We start from the raw sequence: 24,806 nt of genomic DNA on the forward strand, positions 1-24,806 counted from the left end.
TGGTTACAGCGGTTCGATGATTTCAGCGCTAAGTTCAGTCGTAAGCGCCGTGAGAAAGGCTTGGATCACTTCCTCATTGCGCCTGAAAAAGTGCCACTGCCCGGCCTTCTGGCTGCTGATCAAACCCGCCCGTTGCAAGGTCGCCAAGTGGGCCGACACGGTCGACTGGGACAAGCCGCAGCGCTGGTCGATCTGCCCGGCGCAGATGCCGTATTCGTGGTTGTGCACTTGCTCGGGGAACTGCACTTTCGGGTCTTTCAGCCAGGTGAGGATGTCTCGTCGTACTGGGTGCGCCAGGGCTTTTATTATTTCGTCGAGGTCAATGGACATGGCAGATGCTCGTTTTCGTAAAACGTTATATCGCGATGAGGCGAACTTTAAATCGTTACATCCCGATACACCAATATGCTTTTGGTCTTAAGACCGGCTATTTCGGTATATCGGGTTATAACGATACATGGATGGCAGTGGTAGACTGCGCGCCATGAATTATCTCGCACATCTGCACCTGGGCGGCCAACTTCCTGCGCAATTGCTGGGCAGCCTCTATGGCGACTTCGTCAAAGGCCGCCTGCAGGGCCAGTTCAGCCCGCAAATCGAAGCGGCGATCCAGTTGCATCGCTCCATTGATCGCTTCACCGACAGCCACCCATTGGTGGGCGAGGCGTTGTCACGCTTCAGCCTGACCCGCAAGCGCTACGCCGGGATTGTCCTGGATGTGTTTTTCGATCACTGCCTGGCGCGGGACTGGGCGCTGTATGCCGACCAGCCGCTGGAGCGCTTCACGGCGCAGGTGTACCGCGTGCTGGCGGCCGAGCCGCAGTTGCCCGGACGGCTGGCGCAGATCGCACCCTATATGGCGGCGGATGATTGGTTGGGGTCGTACCGCGAGTTCGCGGTGATGGAACAGGTGTTGCGCGGGATCTCACGGCGTTTGACCCAGCCCGAGGAATTGAGGCATGCCATGCAGGAGTTGCGGGTGTTGTATGAGCCGTTGAGTGAAGACTTTCGGCTGTTCTACCCAGAGTTGCAGGCGTTTGCACAAGCTTCTCTGACTACTGATATCTAAATGTGGGAGCGGGCTTGCCCGCGAATGCGGTGTATCAGTCAGTACATTTGTTGCTGACAGACCGCATTCGCGAGCAAGCCCGCTCCCACATTTTTTTTGAGCGTGCCCGCTTTAGGCAGCAAACGCCGGCCGAGCCGCCACTTGCTCAGCCTCCGGCAACGGCCCAAACAACGCCTTCTGCACCGCCTGCTGCGCCTGGAACGCCAGCGCCGCGCGTTCCTGCCCGGTACACGCAATCGGCTGCAGCACATGAATCTCCACATCGCCCTGGTCGTTGGCAAACAGGCGCATCAGGTGCGAGAGCAAATCGTCGTCACCAATAAACGGTGCCAGCGGGTCCACTTGCCCATCACGCAAATAACGAATCGCCACCGGTTGCAGCGACACATCGGCATCAATCGCACTGGCCAGCAAACGCCCGTGGAAGGTGCGCAGGCTGCGCCCGTCCGTGGTGGTGCCTTCGGGGAACATCAGCAGCGGGTGCTGTTGCTCCAAGTGACGGGTCATCTGCTTGCGGATCAACTGGCTGTCGCCCGAACCCCGGCGGATAAACAAGCTGCCGGCTTTGGCCGCCAACCAGCCGGCCACCGGCCAGGTGCGCACTTCGGCCTTGGACAAAAATGACAGCGGCGTGACCATGCCCAGCAGCGGGATGTCGGTCCACGACACGTGATTGCTCACCCACAGCATCGGCGTTTTTGGCAGCTCACCGTGCACCGTCACGCGAAAGGGCAGGGCGTTGGTCAGCCGCGCCATAAAAAACCGCGACCAACGCTGGCGCCGCACCATCGAATTAGCCACGCCCAAACGCTCGAACACGCCAAACACGCTGGCCATACTCAGCCCCAGCGCCACCACCAGCAGCACCCGGGCGATGCGCCCGTACACGCGCAGGCGGGCCATCACATGGCCGCCTTGAAGTGGCGGGCATAACGTGGGCACAGCTCGTCACGCTTGAGCAGAATGAACACGTCGGCCACCTGGAAATCTTCATCCCAGCATGGTTCCCCGCAGATCTTCGCACCCAGGCGCATGTAAGCCTTGAGCAATGGCGGCATTTCGGCGATCACGTTGGACGGCAGGTCCAGTGCCGGCAGTGGCTTTTTCGGCTCGGCGCGCAGGTGTTCGTTGCACAGGTAGCGTTCGCGCAGGCGCTGCATGATCGCGTGGGCCTGGATGCCACCGTCGTGCATCGGGATGCTCGCGCAGCCCATCAAGTAGCTGTAGCCGCCCTGGTTCAAGACTTCCGCCAACTCGCCCCACAACACGGCAATGGTGCCGCCGTTGCGGTAGGCCGGGTCGACGCAGGTGCGACCGATTTCCAGGATCGGGCCTTGCAGGTGCAGCAAGCCGTGCAGGCTGAATTCTTCTTCGCTGTAGAACCGGCCCAGGGTGCTGGCGGCCTGGTGGTCGAGCAAACGGGTGGTGGCGACCAATCGACCGCTGTTCAAATCCCGCACGCCGATGTGGCTGCAGTGAACATCATAGTCATCCATGTCCAGACCCAGTTCCGCGCCTTTCAGCTTGGCGTTGAACTCGCCGCTGAACACGTTGAACCGCAGGGCCTGGGCTTCCTGCAAAGCCTTGGCGCCAATCAGGCGTTCGGCTTGCAGGCGGCGTTCATTGCCGGTGTCGCTGATGCGGGCGATCTGAGTCATGGCGAATCTCCGAGTGCCAGCCACATTTCGGCCGGTCGACTTGTTTGTCCAAACTCAGGCTATGTAGGCTCGGTGTCAGCGCCATGAAGTTACGGTGACGCTTAGATGACAGCCGTTGATGTCGCCAATCTGTCATGCGCCTCGGCTAGGCTCGCGGGCTTGAATGCCCCCTTGAGTTCGCGTCCATGGTCCGAGGCTTGTTGTGCGTTGCCCTGCTGTTTGTCACCGTTGCCGCCCGCGCCGACACCTGGCCTGACAAGGACTGGGCCCATGGCACAGCACTCACCGGCCCCGCTGTCGATGCTCTGACTGCCTATGCGTTCCCAACCCGTGACGACGCCACCCGCCAAGGCATTCGCACCGACGCGCTGCTGGTGATCCGCGACGGCGAGATCATCTATGAGCGCTACGCCGCACCCACTACCGCGAGCACGCCGCACCTGACCTGGTCGATCAGCAAAAGCCTGATGGCCACGGTGCTGGGCGTGGCCTATGGCGAAAATCGCTTCAAACTCACCGACCCCGCCGCACGCTTCTACCCGCCGATGAAGCAGCACCCCAAAGTGACGATGGCCGACCTGCTGCACTGGGCCTCGGGCCTGGACTGGCAGGAAGATTACGAATACGCCCCGCTGAAATCCTCGGTGGTGGCGATGCTCTACACCCGTGGCCGCGCCGACATGGCCGAGTTCGCCGCTGACACCGAGGCCGCAGCGGCACCGGGCCAAGCCTTCCGTTACTCCAGCGGCGACAGCAACATCCTCTCCGCCACCCTCAAAGGCATGCTCGGCCACAAGGCCTATATGAGTTACCCGTGGGACGCGCTGTTCAAGCCGCTGGGCATTCGCAACGCCACTTGGGAAACCGACGCCGACGAAACCTTCGTCGCCTCCTCTTACGCCTACCTCACCGCCCGCGACCTGGCGCGCGTCGGCCTGCTGATGGCACGCGATGGGCGTTGGGGCGAGCAGCAATTGCTGCCCAAAGAGTGGGTCGCCTTCAACCGCCAACCCTTCGACAACTACAAAGCCGGCCAGGACGAAGCCGTGCCTGGCGGCCAGTGGTGGCTGAACCGCGAAGTACAAGGCGCGCCCCGCCCGTGGCCCGACGCCCCGGCCGACACCTTCGCCGCCCTCGGCCATTGGGGTCAGGCGCTGTTTGTGATGCCCGATGAACACCTGGTGATCGTGCGTTACGGCGATGACCGCGACGGCAGCTACCGCCACAACGAACTGCTCAAACGTGTGCTCGCGGCGGTGCAACCATGATCCGTCGTCACCCGTTCATCAGCCTGTTTCTACTGCTGTTGCTCGCGTTGCTGGGCTGGGTCTGGCATGAGCGCGTCAACCTGCAAGCCTTCCCCGACATCATCGCGGCGTACACCGCCAAGGAGTATTGCTCGTGCCGGTATGTGCAGAACCATCCGGCCGAGTATTGCCTGGGCTATGTGAAGCAATACGTGCCGACCAGTGCATTCAGCGACAACCCGGAGCGCAGTGAAGTGACGGCGAGCGGGTTGGGACGCACGCATACGGCGCGCTGGCTAGGCGACCGTCAAGGCTGCCGCCTCAACCCCTGACACACCCAGGATTTTCTGTGGGAGCTGGCTTGCCTGCGATGCAGGCACCTCGGCACATCAGGCATAACCAGTTGATGCCTTCGCAGGCAAGCCAGCTCCCACATTTGACCGAGTACACGCGTCTACCTGATGTACTGAGCTCAAAATGTGGGAGCGGGCTTGCTCGCGAATACGGTGGGCCAGTTATATATAAGCCGACTGACACACCGCCATCGGGAGCTAGCCCCCTCCCACATTGGATTTGCGCTGATCATTGGAAATGAGAGAAGTCCAAGCCGGCGCCCGATGCACTGCACCGGGCGCGAACGACTTACTGCGGGGTTTGATTACCAGGCTGCATAGCCAGCAGCAAGTCATCAATGATGGCCTTACCCATTTCCCCCAGATAATGCGAGGCGAATGCAAACTTCTCCGCCTTGGGATCCATGGCCGCTTCAAGGGAGAGCATTTTTGCGTAATAGAGCACGTGGGATGCGTGTTCGAGGGCTTCTACGAGTGGAACCCCGGCGTTGACGCGGAACACTTTCAAATGGCTTTTGTTTTCTCCGCAATCTGCGAAGGTGGCGGCGCCGATGGTTTCGGCTGAGGGTATTTCGTACGGCATAAGCTTGCTCCTTTGGGGCAACCAAAAAGAGCTTCTTTTCTCGGGATTCCACGCCCGGTCGCTGATGAGCAGCTACAGGAAGGAGACTAACGCGATGGCTTATGGGCCGCAATCCTCGAAGCCGGTAGGATCTATCTGATTGAAACGAAGGCCATTGAATCCATGGCCTCATTACGCAGCCCTCCAGTGTTTAAAAGCAACTTTATGTTGCATGATTTCGCCCCTTTGTTCGGTTGAGCATGCAGGCTATAGAGCGCGCAGTACATGACTCTACGGTGTTTGGGTAGGGTTGCTTTCAGTACAAAAAACGCGCATGTCCAAGTGTTGCAGAGGGAGTAGATGCCTGCGTTATATAGTAATCTGACGACGGTCAGAGGGCTTTTAAGGTCAGCTACAGGTATGAAGGACGGATTTGACGCTCGCACATGCTGGGGAAAGGTTGATAGATATGGATAGGAATTATTTTTTAAAAAATTTGGCCATTGGTTTGGTTATGTTTTTCATCTGTGCGTTTATTTCCAGGGGCGACGATAACGCTGAGGTTGTTTTTATAGTTGCAGGCGCAAATGCACTGTTGTTTCCCTTTGCAAAGCGTGCAGTAGAAAATGTAGTGTTTCGTTATACTCGCAAGGATTTTTGGAGTTCGGGGCCAGTATTGACTGGAGCTGCAAATGGTGGTTATACACTCGTGTATGGGTTTTATTTTGCACTTGCTATTCCCATTGGCTTGCTCTTTTTAATAAGTTTATACGTTAAAAGAAAGGCCGCCACGTAGGCGGCCCAATATTACAGTTCCATAATGAAATTATTCAGACTTTCGACGCGTGCGTCATTAATCAATACACCGGTTGCAGCGATCAGCAAAGCAAATGCCAGTATGCCTAGCGGAGTGACTGCGATGAATCCAAACATAGCGCTAACCAATGCTGTTGCTGAAATGCCAAGAGCAATAGCTTCGACCTTTACAAAAAATGGCTTCCAATTATCTGACTTGCTAGCTTTTTTAAATTCAATATAAGCATCTTTAAAGTCTATCGCGTGCCCAGCATATCCAAAACCTTTGCTGAATTTAGCTGACGCCTTACCGATAGCTTCAAAGTCCATTGAATCGATGTATTTTGCTGCCGCGGCTCTGTCCTTGGCGCTGAATTTTTTATCCAGAGCATCTTTGTACTTATCGAAAGCATTAAAAGCTTCATCCGCACTACGGATCTTTTTCCCTTTAGCGCTTTCTGCCAACTCAACTGCGAGCACTGATGATTTATCGCCGAATTTTCTCGCCACCTCGCCATTAAATGCGATGGTAAATTTTATGGCGTCGTCTATGTTAGCAAATTTTGTAGCCGCTTCTGCGTTAATGCGTGCTTCTTCAATTTGCGCTCTCGACCACGCTTTTTGTTTATTTGCCAGTTCAGCTACATCATTAAGTCGTTTGATTTCATAAGCTGCTTTAAGCGATTTTTGCCAATCCTCAAAGCTTTTTTTGGAATCGGCGAGACGGTAGGCCAATCGCGCGGCGGCCACCGTAATAAACGCATTGATAGGCTGATCGAAAAAATTACGTTTATAAAAGCTGTTGGCCACTGATTGAAGTGAAATAGTCTCCAGAGCTGTTTGTGAAATAATCGTGTCCATAGACCCGATTTCACTCCACAGGTTAGCGATACGGTCGTCTACTTTCATATCACTGGTGCGCTTGTCTTCTTCGATTTTTTTCTGAAGTTCCTCCGGTATCAATTGACGTTTCGCTGCGTAATCAGCTTCTTGAGCGGCGACCGCGTTATTGATAGGTACTTTATAGTTTTCACTGACCTCTTTGCGAGCATTCGCCGCGACTTTTCTTCCTATCGTGCTGTTACTAAAATCATCACCGTAGCCACCGCCGCTCACTGGGCCGGTGCCGAAGACTGTTGGCTCATAAGCTCTGATTTCGGTCAGGCCGAGTTGGATTGTAATACGATCGCTCATAGCAACGTTCCCTTTTTGATATTAATTGGCATGACGTGTTGTTGCTTGAGGACCGTGTCTGTTGGCCGGCGGTTAGGAGTCGGCGAATTGTTTAGTGGGGCGCCTGACCTATCAGGGCTACTCATCGCCATCACTGTGTTAGGGTGTTTTGAAGTGGTCATAATTTATATCCTTATATTAGACTCGATGTTTGTTTGTCTTTCTGTTTGGGGCGTTCCTTGCTTTTTGGTGTGATGGGTTTTTGTGGTTTGTATTGCGCTTGGGGAACTGCTGGGAAAGCATGTGGTAAAAAACTGTATGTATGTTCGGGCTTTCAAACAATAAACATTATGCGCAAATCTATGTCTTGTTACATAAGTGGCTTTTGTCGTTATGGCCGCTGTTTTTTGATTGGACGCAGACGTCGGAGGGCGCAAGGAGATGGGATAACTACGCAGTTTTGAGCAGACTTCAGATAAGGAGTATCGCGCGCTGGCCAAGGCAATTTACTACCGTAACGGGTTGAGCTTTACGGCTTCCTGGCTGTCGTCGGCTTTTGGGGTCGCTTCGCACCCCAGCGCAAGCAAGCTTGCTCGCCACAAGGTTATTAGGTGTCCGCCTCAGGTTCCACCCAGTGGAACCACCTTTGATTGTCCTCCCGCCCACATCGCGGTTAGCTGGCGATGTGTCGCCAACAAGAACGGGAACACCCGCCTGTGAGGAGAATCACCATGCGCCCACACCAGCACATTCTGGATTGGCTCAGCGACGTCGCCAGCGACTTGCACGCCGTGCGTCAAGACATCCACGCCCATCCCGAACTCGGTTTTGAAGAAAACCGCACCTCGGCGCTCGTCGCGCAATCCTTGAGAAATTGGGGTTATGACGTGCACACCGGCATCGGCAAAACCGGTGTGGTCGGCGTGCTGCGCAATGGCAGCAGCCCGCGTACGTTGGGCATTCGCGCCGACATGGACGCCTTGCCCATCATCGAAAACACTGGCGCGGCCTACACCAGCCAGCACGCCGGGTGCATGCACGCCTGTGGGCATGACGGCCACACCACCATGCTGCTCGGCGCCGCACGTTACCTGGCGGCGACGCGGCAATTCGACGGTACGTTGAACCTGATTTTCCAACCCGCTGAAGAAGGCCAGGGCGGCGCCGAGGCGATGCTGGCCGATGGTTTGCTCGAGCGTTTCCCCTGTGACGGCTTGTTCGGGATGCACAATATGCCGGGCTTGCCGGCTGGGCATTTGGGCTTGCGGGTCGGCCCGATGATGGCTTCGCAGGACTTGCTCACCGTGACCCTCGAAGGCGTCGGCGGCCACGGGTCCATGCCGCATTTGACGGTGGACCCGTTGGTTGCGGCGGCGAGTATGGTCATGGCCTTGCAGACTGTGGTGTCGCGCAACATCGACACCCAGGAAGCCGCCGTGGTCACGGTCGGCGCGCTGCAAGCAGGGCAGGCCGCCAACGTGATTCCTCAACAAGCTCTGTTGCGCCTGAGCCTGCGCGCGTTGAACCCCAAGGTGCGCGAGCAGATGCTGGAACGCGTCAACGCAATCATCCAAACCCAAGCCGCCAGCTTCGGCTGCACGGTGCAGACCGAACACCGCCCGGCCTACCCGGTGCTGGTCAACCATGCCGAAGAAACCGAGTTCGCCCGCCAGGTCGGCGTCGCCTTGCTCGGCGCCGATGCGGTGGACGGCAATACGCGCACGCTGATGGGCAGCGAGGACTTCGCCTGGATGCTGCAGCGCTGCCCCGGCAGTTACCTGTTTATCGGCAACGGCGTGTCGCGGCCGATGGTGCATAACCCCGCCTATGATTTCAACGACGACATCCTGCTGACCGGCGCCGCCTACTGGGGCGCGCTGGCCGAGAGCTGGCTCAAGCCTGCCTGACGACCTCCTTTTTTCTGCCGCTGGCCCCTTTCCCTTATCGGTTGAATGGAGTGTTCCTCATGCAGATTTCAAAACCCGGTGTTTCGCGCACCCGCCAGGTGGTGGCGGCCGTGATCGGCAATGCGCTGGAATGGTATGACTTCATCGTTTACGGCTTTCTGGCCAGCATCATCGCCCGGCAGTTTTTCCCCTCGGAGGACGAGTACGCCTCGCTGTTGATGGCCTTGGCCACCTTCGGCGTGGGCTTTTTCATGCGCCCGGTGGGCGGCATCCTGCTGGGCATCTACTCCGACCGCAAAGGCCGCAAGGCGGCGATGCAGCTGATTATCCGGCTGATGACGGTGTCCATCGCACTGATCGCCTTTGCGCCCAATTACGCCGCCATCGGCATGGGCGCGCCGTTGCTGATCGTGGTGGCGCGCATGCTTCAAGGCTTTGCCACTGGCGGTGAGTACGCGAGTGCCACGGCGTTTCTGGTGGAGAGTGCACCGGCCCATCGCAAGGGTTTGTATGGCTCCTGGCAGTTGGTGGGGCAATGCCTGGCGGTGTTTGGTGGTGCGGCGATGGTCGCGCTGGCCACGCATTTCTTTGCGCCGCAAACCCTCGACCTGTGGGGCTGGCGTGTGCCGTTCGTATTGGGTTTGCTGATCGGTCCGGTGGGGCTGTGGATTCGCCGGCACATGGAAGACCCGGAAGAGTTTATCCAGGCACGCAAGCTGGCCACCGGCCCGGCGCCGAGCCTGATGGACGTGATTCGCGAGCATCGGCGCAGCATCCTGGTGTCGATGGGCCTGGCTTGCGGCGCGACGGTGTCGTTTTACGTGGTGCTGGTGAATATGCCGACCTTCGCCCACAAAAGCCTCGGCCTGCGGCTGGACCAAGTGCTGATGGTGCAGATGTTTGCGGTGGCGCTGATGACCGTGGTGATTCCGCTGTCCGGCCTGCTCTCGGATCGCCTCGGGCGGCGGCCGGTGTTGATGGCTTTTACCCTGGCCTTCTTCGTGATGGTCTACCCGTTGTATGTGTGGGTGGCCGCCGCGCCATCGATTGAGCGTTTGCTGGTGATGCAAATGCTGCTCTGCACGGCCATCGGCGGTTTCTTTGGCCCGGCGCCGACGGCCTTGGCCGAGCAGTTCCCTATCGAGGTGCGCTCGACCGGCGTGTCGGTGGCCTATAACGTGGCGGTGATGGTGTTCGGCGGCTTTGCGCCGTTGATCGTCACCTGGCTGACCAAAGTGTTGGGCACGCCAGTGGCGCCATCGTTTTACGTGTTGTTCGCTTGCGTGCTGACGCTGCTGGGCACTTACTGCATGCAGGAGGCACCGCGAGCGAAGAAAGCGCTGCCGTTTTCAAGTGAGGTGAAGCCTTGAGCATCGTTGAGTGGGACGCGACTGAGCTGTCGCGGGCGATTCATGCGCGGCAAGTGTCGTGTGAAGACGTGATGCACGCGTACCTGGCGCAGATCCAGCGCTTTAACCCGCGCGTGAATGCGCTGGTGTCGTTGCGCGACGCCGACGTCGTACTGGCCGAGGCCCGGGCCTGTGATCGCGAACTGGATCAGGGCCAATCGCGCGGCTGGATGCACGGCATGCCCCAGGCGATCAAGGACCTGGCCGCCACCAAGGGCCTGCGCACCACCTTGGGCTCGCCGTTGTTTGCCGAGCATGTACCCAGCGAAGATGCCATTAGCGTGGCGCGGGTGCGGGCCAGCGGCGCGATCATTATCGGCAAGACCAACGTGCCCGAATTCGGCCTCGGCTCGCAGACCTACAACACCCTGTTCGGCACCACCGGCAATGCGTATGACCCACGCCTGGTGGCGGGCGGCAGCAGTGGCGGGGCGGCGGTGGCCCTGGCGCTGCGCATGCTGCCGGTGGCCGATGGCAGCGACATGATGGGCTCGCTGCGCAACCCGGCCGCGTTCAACAATGTGTTCGGCCTGCGCCCGTCGCAAGGGCGCGTGCCGCACGGGCCGATGCCGGAAGTGTTCGTGCAGCAACTGGGCACCGAAGGCCCGATGGGCCGCAGTGTCACCGATGTGGCGCGGTTGCTGAGCATCCAGGCCGGTTACGACCCGCGGGTGCCGTTGTCATCCAAAGACGACCCGACAGTGTTCGGCGAACCCTTGCAGCGCGACTTCAAAGGCGCGCGTCTGGGTTGGCTGGGGGACTACAACGGCTATCTGCCAATGGACGACGGCGTGTTGAGCCTGTGCGAATCGGCCCTAGGTGATTTCGTCACGCTGGGGTGTGAAGTAGAACGCTGCCAGCCGGAGTTTTCCCTGGCGCGGCTATGGCGCAGTTGGTTGGTGCACCGCCATTGGCTGGTGCACGGCAATCTCGGCGCGGCCTACGCCAACCCGAAAAAACGTGCGTTGCTCAAACCTGAGGCGCAATGGGAAGTGGAGGGCGGCCTGGGCTTGAGTGCCCAGCAGGTGTACCAGGCGTCGGTGGATCGCAGCGAGTGGTATCGCGCCTTGGCCAAGTTGTTCGAACGTTACGATTTCCTGTTGCTGCCCACCGCTCAGGTGTTCCCTTTCGATGCACAACAGGCGTGGCCGCGCCTCGTTGGCGGGCGCGAAATGGACACGTACCACCGCTGGATGGAGGTGGTGATCGGGCCGACACTCGCCGGTCTGCCGAGCATGAGCATCCCGGTGGGTTTCAACCCTGGCGGCTTGCCCATGGGCCTGCAGATCATCGGCCCGGCCCAGGCCGACCGCGCGGTGCTGCAATTGGCATACGCCCATGAGCAGTTGACGCAATGGGTGCAGCGCCGGCCACCGGCGTGCCTCGAATCAGGTGATTGACGCGCAACCGGGCCTGTATCTTGCTGTGAAAAATGATCATCCACCGGCAACAAGGAGATCGAACATGGGCAGCCACGCCGAGACAGGCACCGTACGGTCGGTTGAGCGCGCACTGGCAATTGTCGAATTGCTCGGTGAACACCAGGCGTTGGGGTTGGAGGAGCTGCATTATCTGACGCGTTTGCCCAAGGCCACTGTGTCGCGCATGTTGCTGACCCTGCAAGAGCAGGGTTGGGTCTATCGCGGCCTGAGCGATCGCCGTTATCGCCTGCGCGCCCAGCGCTTGTTCGGCGACACCCAGCAACGCTTCAAGCGCCAGGTGGTGGAAAGCGCTGCGCCGTGGCTGCTTGAATTGAGCGAACGCACCGGGCTGGTGGTGGATTTATCCTGTTTTGATGGCGAGCGCCTGGAGGTCATGGAAAGCGCGATCCCCAGCGTGCTGCGCAAGTTGTATCCGAACAATTGCCAGATCGTCGGCCAGCACGCCAGCCTGTTTCACTCGGCGATGGGCAAGGCCTGCCTGACGCAGCTGCCCGCCGAAGAGGTGCAACGCCTGGCGGGCCGCGATCACGTGGCGGCCGATGAGCAGTTGCACACCTGCGAGCAAACCCAGCACCAGGGATTTGGCCAGCGCACCGAAGGTTATTGGGAATACCCGGTACGCCTGCCGTTCCTGATTCGCGCAGTGGCGTTGCCGGTGCAGGCCAATGGGCGCCTGGTCGGCAGCATGGCGTTGCACTGGCCGATGCATCAGGCGCCGGTGGAGCGCGTGTTGAACTTGCATATGGCCAGCCTTGAAGCGACGGTGCGCGATGTGCAACGGGCGCTGGCCTGACAGTCACCGCTGAACAAAAATGTGGGAGCTGGCTTGCCTGCGAAAGCGGTGAGTCAGTGAATGAATCTGCTGACTGATACACCGCAATCGCAGGCAAGCCAGCTCCCACATTAGATTTGCGCCGCTTGTGATATTGCGCTTAAGGTTCGCCCAGGTTTTTTGCCTCATGAGTCTTTATGTTCAACGTCAAACCCCTGGCCTTCGCGCTGTTGACCTGTGCCGCCATGCCCGCCCACGCCGACTGGTATCTGGATAACGAATCCTCACGCCTGTCGTTCGTCACCACCAAGAACACCGAAATTGCAGAAGTGCATCGCTTTCTGGTGCTGCACGGCAAGGTCGACAGCCAGGGCGCGGCCCAGTTGGAAGTGGAGGTGGAGTCGATCAACAGTGGCATCCCGCTGCGCGATGAGCGCATGCGCAATGCCCTGTTCGACATCAAGACCTTCCCCGAAGCGCTGATCAGTGCGCAGATCAACCTGCAACCCATCAACGATCTGGCCCCCGGCGCGCAGCTGGAATTGCGCCTGCCGTTGAGTGTGACGTTGCACGGCAAGACCCAAACCTACAGCGCCGAACTGCTGGCCACGCGCCTGGATGACCGACGCTTTCAAGTGGTGACCCTGGAGCCGGTGGTGTTGCATGCCGAAGACTTTGACCTGGCGCCGGGCGTGGCGACCTTGCGCAAAGCGGCGGGGCTCAAGTCGATCAGTTTGTCGGTGCCGGTGGGTGCGGTGCTGATTTTTACGGCGCGCTGACGTGAGCGGCGCAGTCTTCCCGTGGCGCAGCGCCAACCGTTTCGAGTTGCTGATCGACGGCCCGCGTTTCTTCCCGCAGATGCTGGCGGGCATTGCCCGCGCTGAGCGGCAAGTCGAGTTGGAGTTGTACCTGGTGGAAGCCGGCGCCTGCGCCGACGCTTTGGTGCAGGCGCTGGTGCTCGCCGCCGAGCGCGGCGTGCGGGTGCGCTGCCTGTTTGATGATTACGGCAGCCTGGCGTTTACCCTGGGTTTGCGTAAGCGCCTGACCGACGCGGGCGTGGAGCTGCGGTTCTACAATCGCCTGAGCTGGCGGCGCTGGATGCGCAATCTGTACCGCGACCACCGCAAGCTGTTGCTGATTGACCAGAGCATTGCCGTGATCGGCGGCACCGGCGTGACCGATGAATTCTGGACGCCAGGGCAAGACACGGCCGAATGGCATGAAGTGATGGTGCAAATCAGCGGCCCGCTGGTGCTGGACTGGCAAGCGCTGTTCGAGCGGCAATGGCATGCCAATGCCGCTCGCCGTGAATGGAAGCCCGCTACCCATTTTGGTTTGCCGCGCCTGCCCAAGGTGCCGGCCACCGGGCCAGGCCTGGGGCGCGTTGCCTATGCCGACGCGCGTCAGCACCGCGATATCCTGCAGTCGCTGATCCGCGCCTTGAACAGCGGCCAGCAAAGAATCTGGCTGGCCACGCCGTATTTTCTGCCGACCTGGAGCGTGCGCCGTGCCTTGCGCCGCGCGGCGGGGCGTGGGGTGGATGTGCGTTTGCTGCTCACCGGCCCGCGCACCGATCACCCGTCCGTGCGCTACGCCGGGCACCGTTATTACCCGCGTTTGTTGCGCGCCGGTGTGCAGATTTTCGAATACCAGCCGTGCTTTCTGCACCTGAAAATGGTGCTGGTGGACGATTGGGTGAGCATCGGCTCGTGCAATTTCGACCACTGGAATTTGCGCTTCAACCTGGAAGCCAACCTGGAAGCGCTGGACCCGCAATTGACGCTGGCCGTGGCCGGCAGTTTCGAACACGATTTTGCCAAGAGCCAGGCCGTGAGCCTGGAGGCGTGGAAGTCGCGGCCGTTGTGGCGGCGGGTCAAGCAGCGGGTGTGGGGCTGGATTGATCGGTTGGTGGTGAATCTGTTGGATCGGCGGGGGTAGGGCGCCCCCGCCCTTTGCTGACTAAAACTGCAACCTGTACTGCGCCGTAAGGCTTTGGTCGCGCGTGCGCTCACCGCGCTGTTGGCTGAAGCCCAAGTCCAACGTGCTGTCGCGGCTCAGGCGCGCGGTGGCGCCCAGTTCCAGGCGGGTGCTGAGGCGATCCAACGGCGCGCCGCTGACGCTCATCACGCGGCCGCCGTTCCAGGCGGCCTGAGTGGTCGGTTGCAGGTCGCCGCTTGCATGGGTATAAGCCAGGCCGCCACGCAGGCTCAGCCATGACGGGCCGATCTGCGCCTTGCCCAGGTCGAGGTTGACCCGCACACCGCCGGTGGTCAGGTTGACGTTTTCCTTCGAGCGTTTGCCCCTCAGTGCAGCCATGCCGCCGCGCTCTTTGAAGCCTTCGCTGCGCTGTTGCACATTGGCCAGTTGCAGATACGGCTGCCAGTCCCAGAAGGCATGGCTGAACCTATAGTTGGCCTCGGCAAACGCCTGCACGGTGCCGCTGGCGTATGTGGCGGTCAGGCGGTTGTCGACGCCGGGGAAGCTGACGCGGCGTTTTGTCTCGATCTCATGTTGCGCATAGGCGATGCCGCCATACACGCCGAACGCGTCCCATGTGTGGCCGGCATGCAGGGCCAATTGGTAGGTGTCGACGCTGGCTTTGCCACGCGAACCGGCCCTCACCTCCGTGCGGCCGCTGCCGGCGACCACGCCCACGCGAGTGCCTTGCTCCAGCGTGTGGTCGAACCCCAACAGCAGGCCCGTGCCGTTGTGGTGAGTGCGCGTGGTGTTGCTGTCGCCTGCGAGTTGGCCGGATTGACGCGGCAGTTGCACCCAGATGCCTTGGTTCTTGGCGTCGAGTGCGGCGTCGCGGCTGTCTTGCGCCAGGCGCTGACGGTCGAGTGCGGCCTGGCGCACGACACGGCTGTTTTCAATCAGCACCGCTTGGGTGCTGGCATGCAGTTCGCCGCTCAACGGGTCCAGGGCTGAAGGTGCCTGCTCGGGAAACAGCGCGGTCAGGCGTTGCAGCAGCGGCGAGGCTTGGGTTTCAGCATCCGCCGCATGGGCGACGGCGCGTTGGTTAGCAGTCTGCGCCGCCGATGCCAGTGACTGACCGCGGCCAAACTCCACCAGCAAGTTATTGCCTTGCTTGACCTGGGAAACGCTGAGGAAAGGCGAGAACTCGCGGCGGTCTACCGAGGTAAATTCGCCATTCAACCCACCTTGGGCTTGAAGGATGCTGTAACGCTGGCCCAGGTAATAGTGGTTGGGTTGTGCACTCAGGTACAACGAGCCGCCGTTGATGGACGCCTGATGTTCGACCTGCAATCTGGCCGGGGCCGTTTGGCTGGTCAGCCCGGTCATCAGGGTTGAACCGGCTGCCTGTTGGTAGTTGCCCTCGACGGCCAGCAAACCATTCAGGCGCAGCAGACCGCCTTCGAGGTTAACGTCACCCTTGAGGTTATTGGTGGCGTCCAGCTCCAGAACACCCTCTTTGAGCGTGACGCCGGCAAAGCTGTTGTTGCCGCTCAGGCGCAGCCAGCCGATGCCGGTTTTTTCCAGGTGCCCCGGGCCGCTGATGTCGTTGCGCCAGTCGTCCCAGGCGCCGCCTTGCCAGACCCTGGCGCCGCCGGCGGGGCGGTCCATGTTCACCACGGTGTCGACCCGCAGTTGGCCGGGTCCATCGATGGCTTTTTTCAGGTTCATGAGGCCCCAGCCATAGACGTCGTCTACGCCAGGCTCGCCCAGGTCGGTGGCGGTGGTCAGCAACACATCGCGGATTTGCGGATTGTCGAGGTAGGGGAAGCGTTCCATCAGCAGGGCCAGCCCGCCGGTCACGTGCGGGGCGGCGATGGAGGTGCCGGAGGCGGTCAGGTAGTTGAACGCGGGATTGTCGCCGGTCACCTTGAAACCATCGACTTCGCCGTCGGCGTCATGGTGGTTTTCGGTGGTGATCGAACCCGACACCCAGGCTGAGGTGATATTCGCTCCGGGTGCGGCCAGGCACCAGTCTTTGCTGAAGCCGCAACGGTAGGAGCGATTGCTCAATGTCAGGCTTTGATCAAGGTTGACCACGGTCAGCCAATAGGGCTCCAGCGCCTTGATTGCGCGGGGCAGGCTCGAATGGACGCCGGTAAACGGTGCTGTTTGGGGCGAGGCGTTGGCCGTGTCGGTATTGCCCGCTGCCCATACCTGCAACATGCCGTATTTGATTGCACCCTCGGCTGTGGCCTTGAGCTCTTGATATTGATTTATCTCGGCCAGGAAGGCGTCGAGTTCTGCCTCACCCGCCAGGGGCGTAGGTGTGCCCCAACTGTGATTGACCACGCGTACCTGTTGTTCGTGCAGTTGCGCGTAGGCCATGCTCACGGCTGCAGGCGTCACGTTGGTGACGTTGAAAGGGCTTAAACCCGGCCCGCCAAGGTAACTGTTACTGAATTTGCGCACGGCACTCATGTGCGCGCCGTAGGCCACGCCCTGGATGCCAGAGCCATCACGGTTGGCGACTATCCTGCCGGCAACGTGCGTGCCGTGAGCGTTGTACTGAGTGCTCACATTTTTCAGATAGTTATCAAGCTCTTCGCGGGTGATGTCGCCATCGGCAATGGCCTCCTCCAGGCCAAGCAAGGCTTCGGGAGGCAGTGAGTCGATGACGTTTACCGCGGAACGCTCACCCTCGCTGAAAAAGCAGCCATCGGCCAGCACTGTCTCACTCATGCAGCCAGGGTCGGCCAGGCGCACCCCGGAATGGGGCTTGCCGGCAAATTCAGGGTGGCGTACATCGGTTCCAGAATCGTAAACCCCCACCCGCACGCCTGTGCCGCTCAACCCCCTGGCGTAGGCGTCGTCGGCACCGACTGCACCCAGCCCCCAGTCTTTGTTGAACTCTGGACTGTGCCAGCTGGCTGCATCGTGCAAGCGGCCTTGTTCGACGTAGCTGGTTGCTTGAACCGACAGGCTCGACAGGCATCCGAGCACACAGAGGGCGACAGCCGCTGGCTTGAATGGTGATTGAGCGGGCGCCTGTGTTGCGGGCGCTCGAACGGTTTTCGGGGGCGACATGGTCCACACACCTGCACAGTTATTTCGGGTCAATAGCGTGCGTGAGTAGGCCGGGAGCGTGATGTAGGACTTGGCTTGAAGCGGGGAGGGAACGCTGACTTTTTACTGACTGAGGCGGGGAAGGGCGCAAGCCCCCTCTCCCACGAAGAGGGGGCTGCACGTATTACAGCAACTCGAACGTCTGCTGCTGCACGTCCTGGGAATCCAGCCCGATCTGCACATTGAACTGGCCCGGTTCCGCGGCGAATTTGAGCTGGGTGTTGTAGAACTTCAGGTCCTCCTCGGTGATGGTGAAGTGCAGCGTGCGCTCTTCACCGGCCTTGAGCATGACCTTCTGGAAGTTCTTCAGCTCCTTCACCGGGCGGATCATCGAGCCGGCCACGTCCTGGATATACAGCTGCACTACGGTTTCGCCGTCGACCTTGCCGGTGTTCTTCAGCGTGACGCTGGCGTCGAGCTTGCCGGTCTTGTTCAGGGTCGTGGACGACAGCGCCATGTCGGACAGGCTGAACGTGGTGTAGCTCAGGCCATAACCAAACGGGAACAGCGGCCCGGTGACGTCATCGAAGTATTGCGAGGTGTAGTTGCCCGGCTTGCCCGGCGTGAAGGGCCGGCCAATGCTCAGGTGGTTGTAGTAGGTCGGAATCTGCCCCACCGAACGTGGGAAGGTGATCGGCAGCTTGCCCGACGGGTTGTAGTCACCGAACAGCACGTCGGCAATTGCGTTGCCGCCTTCGGTGCCGGCGAACCAGGTTTCGAGGATCGCGTCGGCTTGTTGGTTCTCGTCGAGAATCGACAGTGGGCGGCCGTTCATCAGCACCAGCACCAACGGTTTGCCGGTGGCTTTGAGGGCCTTGATCAGGTCGCGCTGGCTTTGCGGGATGTTCAAATCGGTGCGGCTCGAGGATTCGTGGGACATGCCACGCGACTCACCTACGGCCGCCACCACCACGTCAGCATCCTTCGCCGCTTTCACCGCTTCGTCGATCAGCACTTGGGCTGGGCGGGTGTCATCCACCACTTCCGGCGCATCGAAGTTGAGGAAGTTGAGGTAGTCGACCACGGCCTTGTCGTTGGTGATGTTGGCGCCACGCGCGTAGATCACTTTGCCTTTTTCGCCGATCACGGCATTGATGCCGTCGAGCAGGGTCACCGATTGTTCAGGCTTACCGGCGGCAGCCCAGCTGCCCATCATGTCGATAGGGGCCTTGGCCAGCGGGCCGACCAGCGCGATGGTCGCGGATTTTTTCAGCGGCAGGGTGTCGTTCTGGTTTTTCAGCAGCACCAGGCTGCGCCGCGCGATATCACGGGCGTCGGCGCGGTGCAGGCGGCTCTCGGCATAGGTGTCGGCCGGGTCATCCTCGGCCTTGCCGATGCGCAGGTAAGGGTCTTTGAACAGGCCCATGTCGTACTTGGCACCGAGCACTTCGCGCACGGCGTTGTCGATGTCGCTCTGTTCGATTTCGCCGGACTTGAGCAGCCCGGGCAATTCCTTGCCATACAGCGAGTCGTTCATGCTCATGTCGATGCCGGCCTTGATCGCCAGCTTGGCGGCTTCACGCCCGTCCTTGGCCACGCCGTGCTTGATCAGCTCGAAGATCGCGCCGTGGTCACTGACGGCCAGGCCTTTGAAGCCCCAGTCCTTGCGCAGCAAGTCGTTCATCAGCCAAGTGTTGGCGGTGGCGGGCACGCCGTTGATCGAGTTCAACGCCACCATCACGCTGCCGGAGCCGGCCTTGATTGCCGCGTGGTACGGCGGCAGGTAGTCCTGGTACATCTTGACCGGGCTCATGTCGACCACGTTGTAGTCGCGACCGCCTTCTACCGCGCCGTACAGGGCGAAATGCTTGACGCTGGCCATGATGCTGTCGGCATTGGCGGGGCTGGCGCCCTGGAAGGCCTTGACCATGACCTCGGCAATGCGCGAGACCAGGTAGGTGTCTTCGCCAAAGCCTTCGGACGTACGGCCCCAGCGTGGGTCGCGGGAGATGTCGACCATTGGCGCAAACGTGATGTCGAGGCTGTCGGCGGCGGCTTCCTGGGCGGCGATGCGCCCGGAGCGGCCGATGGCGTCCATGTCCCAGCTGGAGGCCAGGGCCAGGCTGATCGGGAAGATCGTGCGGTGGCCGTGGATCACGTCATAGGCGAAGAACATCGGGATCTTCAACCGGCTGCGCATGGCCGCGTCCTGCATCGGACGGTTTTCCGGGCGGGTGATCGAGTTGAAGGTGCCGCCGATACGGCCGGTGGCGATTTCCTTGCGGATCAGCTCGCGGGGCATTTCGGGGCCGATGCTGATCAGGCGCAATTGGCCGATCTTTTCATCCAGGGTCATCTGCTTGAGCAGGTCGCTGACAAAGGCGTCCTTGTCTTTAAGCGCAGCAGGCTTTGTTTCTGCCCAGACGGGGTGAGTGGCCAGCGTGGCAACAAGGCCGAGCAAACACAGCTTCTTCATGAATATCCTTTTTCGGCTACTGCACAGCGAAAATGCGCCGCTCTGCCAAAATGTGGGGAACATATGTTGTTGTTCGAGTGTTATTGCACTAAATGCACGACACTTATGAACTCTTATTCGCGCTGGGCATCTTTTTAGCTGATTGGCTCAATGCAATCCAGTGGTGGCGGCGGATTATGCCCCAAGCGCGTGGTTTAAAGGGTTAGTCGTCATCTTCCATCAAGTTTGGGCAGGAGAAACACCATGCAAGCAGCACAAGGTTACCGCTGGGGCTTGAAAGCCGCCGCTTTGCTATTGATCAGCACTGTGCTGAGCGGTTGCGGCATCAACACCATTCCGACTCTGGATGAACAGGCCAAGGCGGCCTGGGGCCAGGTGCAGAACCAGTACCAGCGCCGCGCCGACCTGATCCCCAACCTGGTGGAAGTGGTCAAGGGCTACGCAGCTCATGAGCAAGATACCCTCACCGCCGTGATCGAAGCGCGGGCCAAGGCCACCTCGATTCAGGTGGATGCCAGCACCCTCGACAATCCGGAAAAACTCAAGCAGTTCCAGCAAGCCCAGGATGGTTTGAGCGGCGCCCTCAGCCGTTTGATGGTGGTGTCCGAGCGCTACCCGGACCTGAAAGCCAACCAGAACTTCCTGGCCCTGCAATCGCAACTTGAAGGCACAGAAAACCGCATTGCCGTGGCTCGCCGTGACTTTATCCAGGCCGTGCAGGCTTACAACACTGAAATCCGTACCTTCCCAGGCCGCCTGTGGCACAGCGTGATGTACAGCGACTTGCCGATCCGCGCCACGTTTGAAGCCACCAGCGCCGATGCCGATAAAGCGCCGCAAGTGAAGTTCAAATAAGGCTTCTCTGAGGTGTCGATGCGTTTATTACGGATAGGCTTGGCGCTGTGGTTGCTGGCCTGCGTGGGTGCCGCCCAGGCGGCATTGACGTTCCCGGCCTTGACCGGGCGGGTGGTGGACAGCGCCCAGATGATCGACCCGGCAACCCGCGAGCAGATCACCCAGCAGTTGCAGACGCTGGAGCAAACCTCGGGCGACCAGATCGTGGTGGTCACCGTGCCCGACCTGCAAGGCGTGCCCATTGAAGACTACGGTTACCAATTGGGTCGCCAGTGGGGCATCGGGCAGAAGGGCAAGGACAATGGCGCGCTGTTGATCGTCGCCCGTGATGAGCACAAGTTGCGCATCGAAGTCGGCTATGGCCTCGAAGGTGTGCTGACCGATGCGCAGTCGTGGGTGATCATCAACCAGGTGATCGCGCCCAAGTTCAAGGCCGGCAATTACAGCCAGGGCATCAGCGACGGTGTTGCGGCGATGGTGCAGGTGGTGGGCGGCGAGCCGCTGGCCGTGCCGGCGCATGTGGCGGATGCAAATTTCGCCAAGGATAATCCGGGGTTTTCCATCGGCTTGTTCATCCTGTTGATCGGTGTGTTGTGGCTGTGTAATCGGCTGGGCCTGCCCGTTGGCGCTATCCTGCTGGCGATTCTCAGCAGCAGTGGGCGCGGCGGCGGTGGTTTTGGCGGTGGCGGGGCCTCGGGTGGCTGGTAATGACAATAACTAGAAAGGGGCATCTACAACCATGGCACTACTGAGTGAACACGAGCAACGCCAGGTCGCTGAGGCGATCGCTCGGGTCGAAAAAACCACCGATGCCGAACTGGTTACCGTGCTGGCGGCGCGTGCCGATGATTACGCGTACATCCCGCTGCTCTGGGCCAGCCTGATCGCCCTGGTGGTGCCTGGCATCGTGCACTACCTATCGGGCTACCTGACCATGTACACCTTGCTGCTGGCACAGTGGGCGACGTTTATCGTGTTGTGCCTGGTGTTTCGCCTGCCGAAAGTCACCACGCGTCTGATCCCGCGTTCAGTGCGGCATTGGCGCGCGTCGAACCTGGCGCGCCGCCAGTTTCTGGAGCAGAACCTGCACCACACGCTGGGCGGCACTGGGGTGCTGATTTTTGTCAGTGAGGCGGAGCGCTATGTGGAAATCCTGGTGGACGAGGGCATTTCCAAGCGGATGGATGACAGCAGTTGGGACACCATCGTCAAGGCGTTCACCCAGCAGGTGAAGCAGGGGCAGACGTTGGCCGGGTTTATTGCGTGCATCGAGGCCTGCGGTGAGTTGCTCAAGGTGCATGTGCCGGTGACGCAAACCCGTAATGAACTGCCCAACCGCCTGGTCGTACTCGAATAACCCAATCACCACGGGAGCAAAAATGTGGGAGGGGGCTTGCCCCCGATGGCAGTGTGTCAATCAACTGATGTGGAGCTGATACACCGCGATCGGGGGCAAGCCCCCTCCCACATTTGGAGCTGTGCAGGCTGGACGAGTCGACCGTTGATCAAATAACCCCGTGCCCTAAACCTTCATCCCCCCTAAAATGCCCGGCATTCCCAGCCCGAGGCGTTTTTGTTCATGTCCGTCACCGCTCAACCTGCCCGCCCTGCGCCGGATCATCACGCCCAGTTCATCGAACTGCTGAGCGCAAGCCTGGCGCAGAATGCGTTTATCAAGCTGGTGCTGGCCAAATACGTGGGTGAAGAAGCCGAGTTGCAACGGCTGATCATCAAGCCGGTCGAGGTCAAGGAGCAGGCCTGCCTGTCCTTCGTCTACCGCTACAAGACCCGCGATATCACCAAGAACTTGCCGCTGGCCGAGGGCGTGGCAGCGATTGCCGCGCTGCTGCCTACCTCGTTCAAGAATGCGCATTTGCTGGCGCTGACCGACGAAGCCCAGCTGGAATACAGCAAGAAGAACAAAAGCTCGCTGTTCAAAAGCAAGCCCCAGCAACTGCGTGAGGCGCCGTCCGCCGAGCACAACCGCGAGAAAAATCGTTTTCTTGACCTGAGCCGGCCATTCCTCGCCGACCTGGGCGTGACCGACGCCAAGCAGGCGCTGATCCCGTCGATGTCGCGCAAGTGGAAACAGATCAACAAGTTCATTGAAGTGTTCAGCCATGCGCTGACCTCGTCGCCGCTGAAACTGGACCAGCCGGTGCGCGTCGCCGATTTCGGTTCGGGCAAGGGTTACCTGACCTTCGCCATCCACGATTACCTGCGCAACACCCTCAAGGCCGAGGGCGAAGTGACTGGCGTGGAACTGCGCGAAGACATGGTGACGTTGTGCAACAGCGCGGCCGCACGCCTGGAACACCCGGGGCTGGTGTTCAAGTGCGGTGACGTGCGCAGCGTGGCGCCGAGCGACCTGGACGTGATGATTGCGCTGCATGCCTGTGACATTGCCACCGATTACGCGATCCACACCGGTATCCGTTCGGGCGCGTCGATCATCATGTGCTCGCCGTGCTGCCACAAACAGATTCGCCTGCAGATCCAGAGCCCGGTGCTGCTCAAGCCGATGCTGCAATACGGCCTGCACCTGGGCCAACAGGCGGAAATGGTCACCGACAGCCTGCGTGCGCTGTACCTCGAGGCCTGCGGTTATGAGACCAAGGTGTTCGAGTTCATCTCGTTGGAACACACCAACAAGAACAAGATGATCCTGGCGATCAAGCGCAGCGAGCCGGTGGACAACGCGCAGTTGCTGGAGAAAATCCAGGCGCTGAAGGCGTTCTACCAGATCAGCGAACACTGCCTGGAAACCCTGCTGCGCGCGGATGGGTTCTTGAACTGAACACAGAGCCCCTGTGGGAGTGGGCTTGTGTGGGAGCCGGGCTTGCCCGCGATAGCGTCACCTCGGTTTTCTGATAGACCGAGTTGTCTGCATCGCAGGCAAGCCAGCTCCCACACAAGCCAGCTCCCACACACGCGTGCCTTCACATCAGATTGCGTTCACCTTGGCGGCAGGCGCTGGCTGCACCGCCGTCTTGCGCCCCAGCATCACCGTCACGATCACCCCGCAGGCAAACAGCCAGGTGATCGGCTCGATATGCTCACCAAAGAACAACGCCGAAAACGCGATGGTGAAGAAGATCTGCAGCAACTGGATCTGGCTGACCCGCGCAATGCCGCCCATGGCCAACCCGGCGTACCAGGCGAAGAACCCCAGGAACTGCGAGAACAGCGACACGTAACCAAACGCCCACCAGGCACGCGTGGAAATCGCCCCTTGATGCTGCGCCGCCAGGTACCACACCGGGCCGATCAACACCGGCGTCGACAGCACCAGCGCCCAGCAGATCACCTGCCAGCCGCCCATTTCCTTGGCCAGGCGGCCACCTTCGGCATACCCCAGGCCGCCCACGGCAATCGCGCCGAGCATCAGCAAATCACCGGCCTGGACACTGCCGGCACCGGTGATCAACGCGTAACTCAACACCAATGCACTGCCCAGCGCCGCACAGGCCCAGAAGGCTTTTGACGGCCGCTCATGGGACAGCCACGCCGCATACAGCGCCACGCACAGCGGCTGCAGGCCGTTGACCAGCGCGCCATGGGAGGCTGGCAAGGTTTGCATGGCCCAGGCTGACAGCACCGGGAAACCGAGGATCACGCCAGCTATCACCAGGCACAGCCCGCGCACCTGGCGCCAGGTGGGCCAGCGCTCGCGGCGCCACAGCAACAGCGCCGCCGCCGGAATCGCCGCGAACAAGGCGCGGCCCAGGCCGTTGAGCAACGGATGGACTTCCTGCACGACGATGCGGGTGAACGGCAAGGTGAGGCTGAAGATGATGACGCCCAGCAGGCCAAGGGCCATGCCGGTGTTTTCGCGCGAACTCATGCTGGGGACCCGAATCGAGAGGGCTTCAAGGGAAGCCCATCTAGCCACAACCCTCGCCGATTGCTGGCCTACAGCTGGGTGCGGATTTATCCGTACAGTTGCAAACGCTCGGGTTGGCAGTGCCGCCGCCTTCGCCGCCTCGACAGCGCCCACCGAAGATCGCGAGCAAATGGAGATCCATGTGGGAGCTGTCGAGCTTTAGCGAGGCTGCGAAGGGCTCGCCTCGGTCGTGCAGACTAACCCAGACACCCGCAGCGCCTAACC

22 protein-coding genes are annotated in these 24,806 nt (G+C 60.4%); 14 read left to right on the top strand and 8 right to left on the bottom strand.

Features of this window, described 5'->3' with window-relative positions:
* Nucleotides 1–3: 3 nt before the first annotated feature.
* The gene (locus FPT15_RS16165) at nt 4–330 is read right to left on the bottom strand and encodes a helix-turn-helix transcriptional regulator (RefSeq protein WP_145162776.1); all 327 of its coding nucleotides are present in this window, start codon (nt 328–330) and stop codon (nt 4–6) included.
* Nucleotides 331–484: 154 nt separating this feature from the next.
* Here FPT15_RS16165 and FPT15_RS16170 point away from each other — a divergent pair, with 154 nt between their 5' ends.
* A complete protein-coding gene (locus FPT15_RS16170) occupies nt 485–1,069 on the top strand; it encodes an ACP phosphodiesterase (protein ID WP_145162778.1) in 585 nt (194 codons plus the stop codon).
* Between the two features lie 111 nt (nt 1,070–1,180).
* On the opposite strand, the gene FPT15_RS16175 is transcribed toward FPT15_RS16170, so the two are convergent.
* Together FPT15_RS16175 and olsB are read right to left on the bottom strand one after the other, a co-directional pair.
* A complete protein-coding gene (locus FPT15_RS16175; RefSeq protein ID WP_145162779.1) occupies nt 1,181–1,972 on the bottom strand; it encodes a lysophospholipid acyltransferase family protein in 792 nt (263 codons plus the stop codon).
* Nucleotides 1,972–2,727 (bottom strand): L-ornithine N(alpha)-acyltransferase, encoded by a 756-nt coding sequence (olsB, locus tag FPT15_RS16180; protein WP_119738887.1) that lies wholly within the window; start codon nt 2,725–2,727, stop codon nt 1,972–1,974. The genes FPT15_RS16175 and olsB overlap by 1 nt, the downstream gene beginning before the upstream one ends.
* A 185-nt stretch (nt 2,728–2,912) precedes the next feature.
* On the opposite strand from olsB, the gene FPT15_RS16185 reads away from it, so the two are divergent.
* Complete coding sequence (locus FPT15_RS16185) at nt 2,913–3,995, top strand: serine hydrolase (protein ID WP_145162781.1); 1,083 nt, start codon at nt 2,913–2,915, stop codon at nt 3,993–3,995.
* The gene (locus FPT15_RS16190; RefSeq protein ID WP_145162783.1) at nt 3,992–4,306 is read left to right on the top strand and encodes an amidase; all 315 of its coding nucleotides are present in this window, start codon (nt 3,992–3,994) and stop codon (nt 4,304–4,306) included. Before FPT15_RS16185 ends, FPT15_RS16190 begins: the two co-directional genes overlap by 4 nt.
* Before the next feature lie 310 nt (nt 4,307–4,616).
* On the opposite strand, the gene FPT15_RS16200 is transcribed toward FPT15_RS16190, so the two are convergent.
* Nucleotides 4,617–4,910, bottom strand: coding sequence for a DUF3077 domain-containing protein (locus tag FPT15_RS16200; protein ID WP_145162787.1), 294 nt, complete (start codon nt 4,908–4,910; stop codon nt 4,617–4,619).
* 448 nt (nt 4,911–5,358) lie between these two features.
* Between FPT15_RS16200 and FPT15_RS16205 the strand changes: the two genes are divergently transcribed.
* Nucleotides 5,359–5,685 carry a Cki family colicin immunity protein gene (locus FPT15_RS16205; RefSeq protein WP_145162789.1) on the top strand — a complete coding sequence of 109 codons (327 nt, stop codon included), beginning with the start codon at nt 5,359–5,361 and terminating at the stop codon, nt 5,683–5,685.
* Nucleotides 5,686–5,696: 11 nt separating this feature from the next.
* Here FPT15_RS16205 and FPT15_RS16210 read toward each other — a convergent pair whose 3' ends face one another.
* On the bottom strand, nt 5,697–6,878 hold the full coding sequence (locus FPT15_RS16210; RefSeq protein WP_145162791.1) for a colicin-like pore-forming protein: 1,182 nt from the start codon (nt 6,876–6,878) through the stop codon (nt 5,697–5,699).
* Between the two features lie 710 nt (nt 6,879–7,588).
* Between FPT15_RS16210 and FPT15_RS16215 the strand changes: the two genes are divergently transcribed.
* The 6 genes from FPT15_RS16215 to FPT15_RS16240 all read left to right on the top strand — a co-directional run bounded on the left by FPT15_RS16215 (nt 7,589) and on the right by FPT15_RS16240 (nt 14,325).
* A complete protein-coding gene (locus FPT15_RS16215) occupies nt 7,589–8,764 on the top strand; it encodes a M20 aminoacylase family protein (protein WP_145162793.1) in 1,176 nt (391 codons plus the stop codon).
* Nucleotides 8,765–8,823: 59 nt separating this feature from the next.
* Nucleotides 8,824–10,134: a citrate-proton symporter gene (locus FPT15_RS16220; RefSeq protein ID WP_145162795.1), complete on the top strand. Its 1,311-nt coding sequence runs from the start codon at nt 8,824–8,826 to the stop codon at nt 10,132–10,134.
* Nucleotides 10,131–11,573 carry an amidase gene (locus tag FPT15_RS16225; RefSeq protein ID WP_145162797.1) on the top strand — a complete coding sequence of 481 codons (1,443 nt, stop codon included), beginning with the start codon at nt 10,131–10,133 and terminating at the stop codon, nt 11,571–11,573. The genes FPT15_RS16220 and FPT15_RS16225 overlap by 4 nt, the downstream gene beginning before the upstream one ends.
* A gap of 64 nt (nt 11,574–11,637) precedes the next feature.
* Nucleotides 11,638–12,408 (top strand): IclR family transcriptional regulator, encoded by a 771-nt coding sequence (locus tag FPT15_RS16230; RefSeq protein WP_145162799.1) that lies wholly within the window; start codon nt 11,638–11,640, stop codon nt 12,406–12,408.
* Nucleotides 12,409–12,584: 176 nt separating this feature from the next.
* On the top strand, nt 12,585–13,166 hold the full coding sequence (locus FPT15_RS16235; protein ID WP_145162801.1) for a YceI family protein: 582 nt from the start codon (nt 12,585–12,587) through the stop codon (nt 13,164–13,166).
* 1 nt (nt 13,167) lies between these two features.
* On the top strand, nt 13,168–14,325 hold the full coding sequence (locus tag FPT15_RS16240; protein ID WP_145162803.1) for a phosphatidylserine/phosphatidylglycerophosphate/cardiolipin synthase family protein: 1,158 nt from the start codon (nt 13,168–13,170) through the stop codon (nt 14,323–14,325).
* Nucleotides 14,326–14,346: 21 nt separating this feature from the next.
* Here the strand turns inward: FPT15_RS16240 and FPT15_RS16245 are convergent, their stop codons facing one another.
* Entirely contained in the window at nt 14,347–17,244 is a 2,898-nt protein-coding gene (locus FPT15_RS16245; protein ID WP_178119705.1) for a S8 family serine peptidase, read from the bottom strand.
* Between the two features lie 307 nt (nt 17,245–17,551).
* Nucleotides 17,552–19,843, bottom strand: a complete 2,292-nt coding sequence (bglX, locus tag FPT15_RS16250) for a beta-glucosidase BglX (RefSeq protein WP_145162807.1) — start codon at nt 19,841–19,843, stop codon at nt 17,552–17,554.
* Between the two features lie 243 nt (nt 19,844–20,086).
* Between bglX and FPT15_RS16255 the strand changes: the two genes are divergently transcribed.
* From FPT15_RS16255 to FPT15_RS16270, 4 genes are all read left to right on the top strand, one after another.
* The gene (locus tag FPT15_RS16255) at nt 20,087–20,698 is read left to right on the top strand and encodes a LemA family protein (protein ID WP_106577060.1); all 612 of its coding nucleotides are present in this window, start codon (nt 20,087–20,089) and stop codon (nt 20,696–20,698) included.
* A gap of 18 nt (nt 20,699–20,716) precedes the next feature.
* Nucleotides 20,717–21,406, top strand: a complete 690-nt coding sequence (locus FPT15_RS16260; protein ID WP_145162809.1) for a YgcG family protein — start codon at nt 20,717–20,719, stop codon at nt 21,404–21,406.
* A 31-nt stretch (nt 21,407–21,437) separates the two neighbouring features.
* The gene (locus FPT15_RS16265; RefSeq protein WP_145162811.1) at nt 21,438–22,055 is read left to right on the top strand and encodes a TPM domain-containing protein; all 618 of its coding nucleotides are present in this window, start codon (nt 21,438–21,440) and stop codon (nt 22,053–22,055) included.
* A gap of 222 nt (nt 22,056–22,277) precedes the next feature.
* The gene (locus tag FPT15_RS16270) at nt 22,278–23,495 is read left to right on the top strand and encodes an SAM-dependent methyltransferase (RefSeq protein WP_145162813.1); all 1,218 of its coding nucleotides are present in this window, start codon (nt 22,278–22,280) and stop codon (nt 23,493–23,495) included.
* 147 nt (nt 23,496–23,642) lie between these two features.
* Here the strand turns inward: FPT15_RS16270 and FPT15_RS16275 are convergent, their stop codons facing one another.
* Nucleotides 23,643–24,542, bottom strand: a complete 900-nt coding sequence (locus FPT15_RS16275) for a DMT family transporter (protein ID WP_145162815.1) — start codon at nt 24,540–24,542, stop codon at nt 23,643–23,645.
* Nucleotides 24,543–24,806: the final 264 nt, after the last annotated feature.

Source organism: Pseudomonas sp. RGB, assembly GCF_007713445.1.
GTDB lineage: Bacteria > Pseudomonadota > Gammaproteobacteria > Pseudomonadales > Pseudomonadaceae > Aquipseudomonas.

Coding starts and splice junctions, on each gene's coding strand:
- FPT15_RS16205 (WP_145162789.1), top strand. CDS start 5,359: ATGGATAGGAATTATTTTTTAAAAAATTTGGCCATTGGTTTGGTTATG.
- FPT15_RS16200 (WP_145162787.1), bottom strand. CDS start 4,910: ATGCCGTACGAAATACCCTCAGCCGAAACCATCGGCGCCGCCACCTTC.
- olsB (WP_119738887.1), bottom strand. CDS start 2,727: ATGACTCAGATCGCCCGCATCAGCGACACCGGCAATGAACGCCGCCTG.
- FPT15_RS16175 (WP_145162779.1), bottom strand. CDS start 1,972: ATGGCCCGCCTGCGCGTGTACGGGCGCATCGCCCGGGTGCTGCTGGTG.
- FPT15_RS16255 (WP_106577060.1), top strand. CDS start 20,087: ATGCAAGCAGCACAAGGTTACCGCTGGGGCTTGAAAGCCGCCGCTTTG.
- FPT15_RS16230 (WP_145162799.1), top strand. CDS start 11,638: ATGGGCAGCCACGCCGAGACAGGCACCGTACGGTCGGTTGAGCGCGCA.
- FPT15_RS16215 (WP_145162793.1), top strand. CDS start 7,589: ATGCGCCCACACCAGCACATTCTGGATTGGCTCAGCGACGTCGCCAGC.
- FPT15_RS16235 (WP_145162801.1), top strand. CDS start 12,585: ATGTTCAACGTCAAACCCCTGGCCTTCGCGCTGTTGACCTGTGCCGCC.
- FPT15_RS16165 (WP_145162776.1), bottom strand. CDS start 330: ATGTCCATTGACCTCGACGAAATAATAAAAGCCCTGGCGCACCCAGTA.
- bglX (WP_145162807.1), bottom strand. CDS start 19,843: ATGAAGAAGCTGTGTTTGCTCGGCCTTGTTGCCACGCTGGCCACTCAC.
- FPT15_RS16170 (WP_145162778.1), top strand. CDS start 485: ATGAATTATCTCGCACATCTGCACCTGGGCGGCCAACTTCCTGCGCAA.
- FPT15_RS16220 (WP_145162795.1), top strand. CDS start 8,824: ATGCAGATTTCAAAACCCGGTGTTTCGCGCACCCGCCAGGTGGTGGCG.
- FPT15_RS16265 (WP_145162811.1), top strand. CDS start 21,438: ATGGCACTACTGAGTGAACACGAGCAACGCCAGGTCGCTGAGGCGATC.
- FPT15_RS16190 (WP_145162783.1), top strand. CDS start 3,992: ATGATCCGTCGTCACCCGTTCATCAGCCTGTTTCTACTGCTGTTGCTC.
- FPT15_RS16270 (WP_145162813.1), top strand. CDS start 22,278: ATGTCCGTCACCGCTCAACCTGCCCGCCCTGCGCCGGATCATCACGCC.
- FPT15_RS16275 (WP_145162815.1), bottom strand. CDS start 24,542: ATGAGTTCGCGCGAAAACACCGGCATGGCCCTTGGCCTGCTGGGCGTC.
- FPT15_RS16260 (WP_145162809.1), top strand. CDS start 20,717: ATGCGTTTATTACGGATAGGCTTGGCGCTGTGGTTGCTGGCCTGCGTG.
- FPT15_RS16185 (WP_145162781.1), top strand. CDS start 2,913: ATGGTCCGAGGCTTGTTGTGCGTTGCCCTGCTGTTTGTCACCGTTGCC.
- FPT15_RS16210 (WP_145162791.1), bottom strand. CDS start 6,878: ATGAGCGATCGTATTACAATCCAACTCGGCCTGACCGAAATCAGAGCT.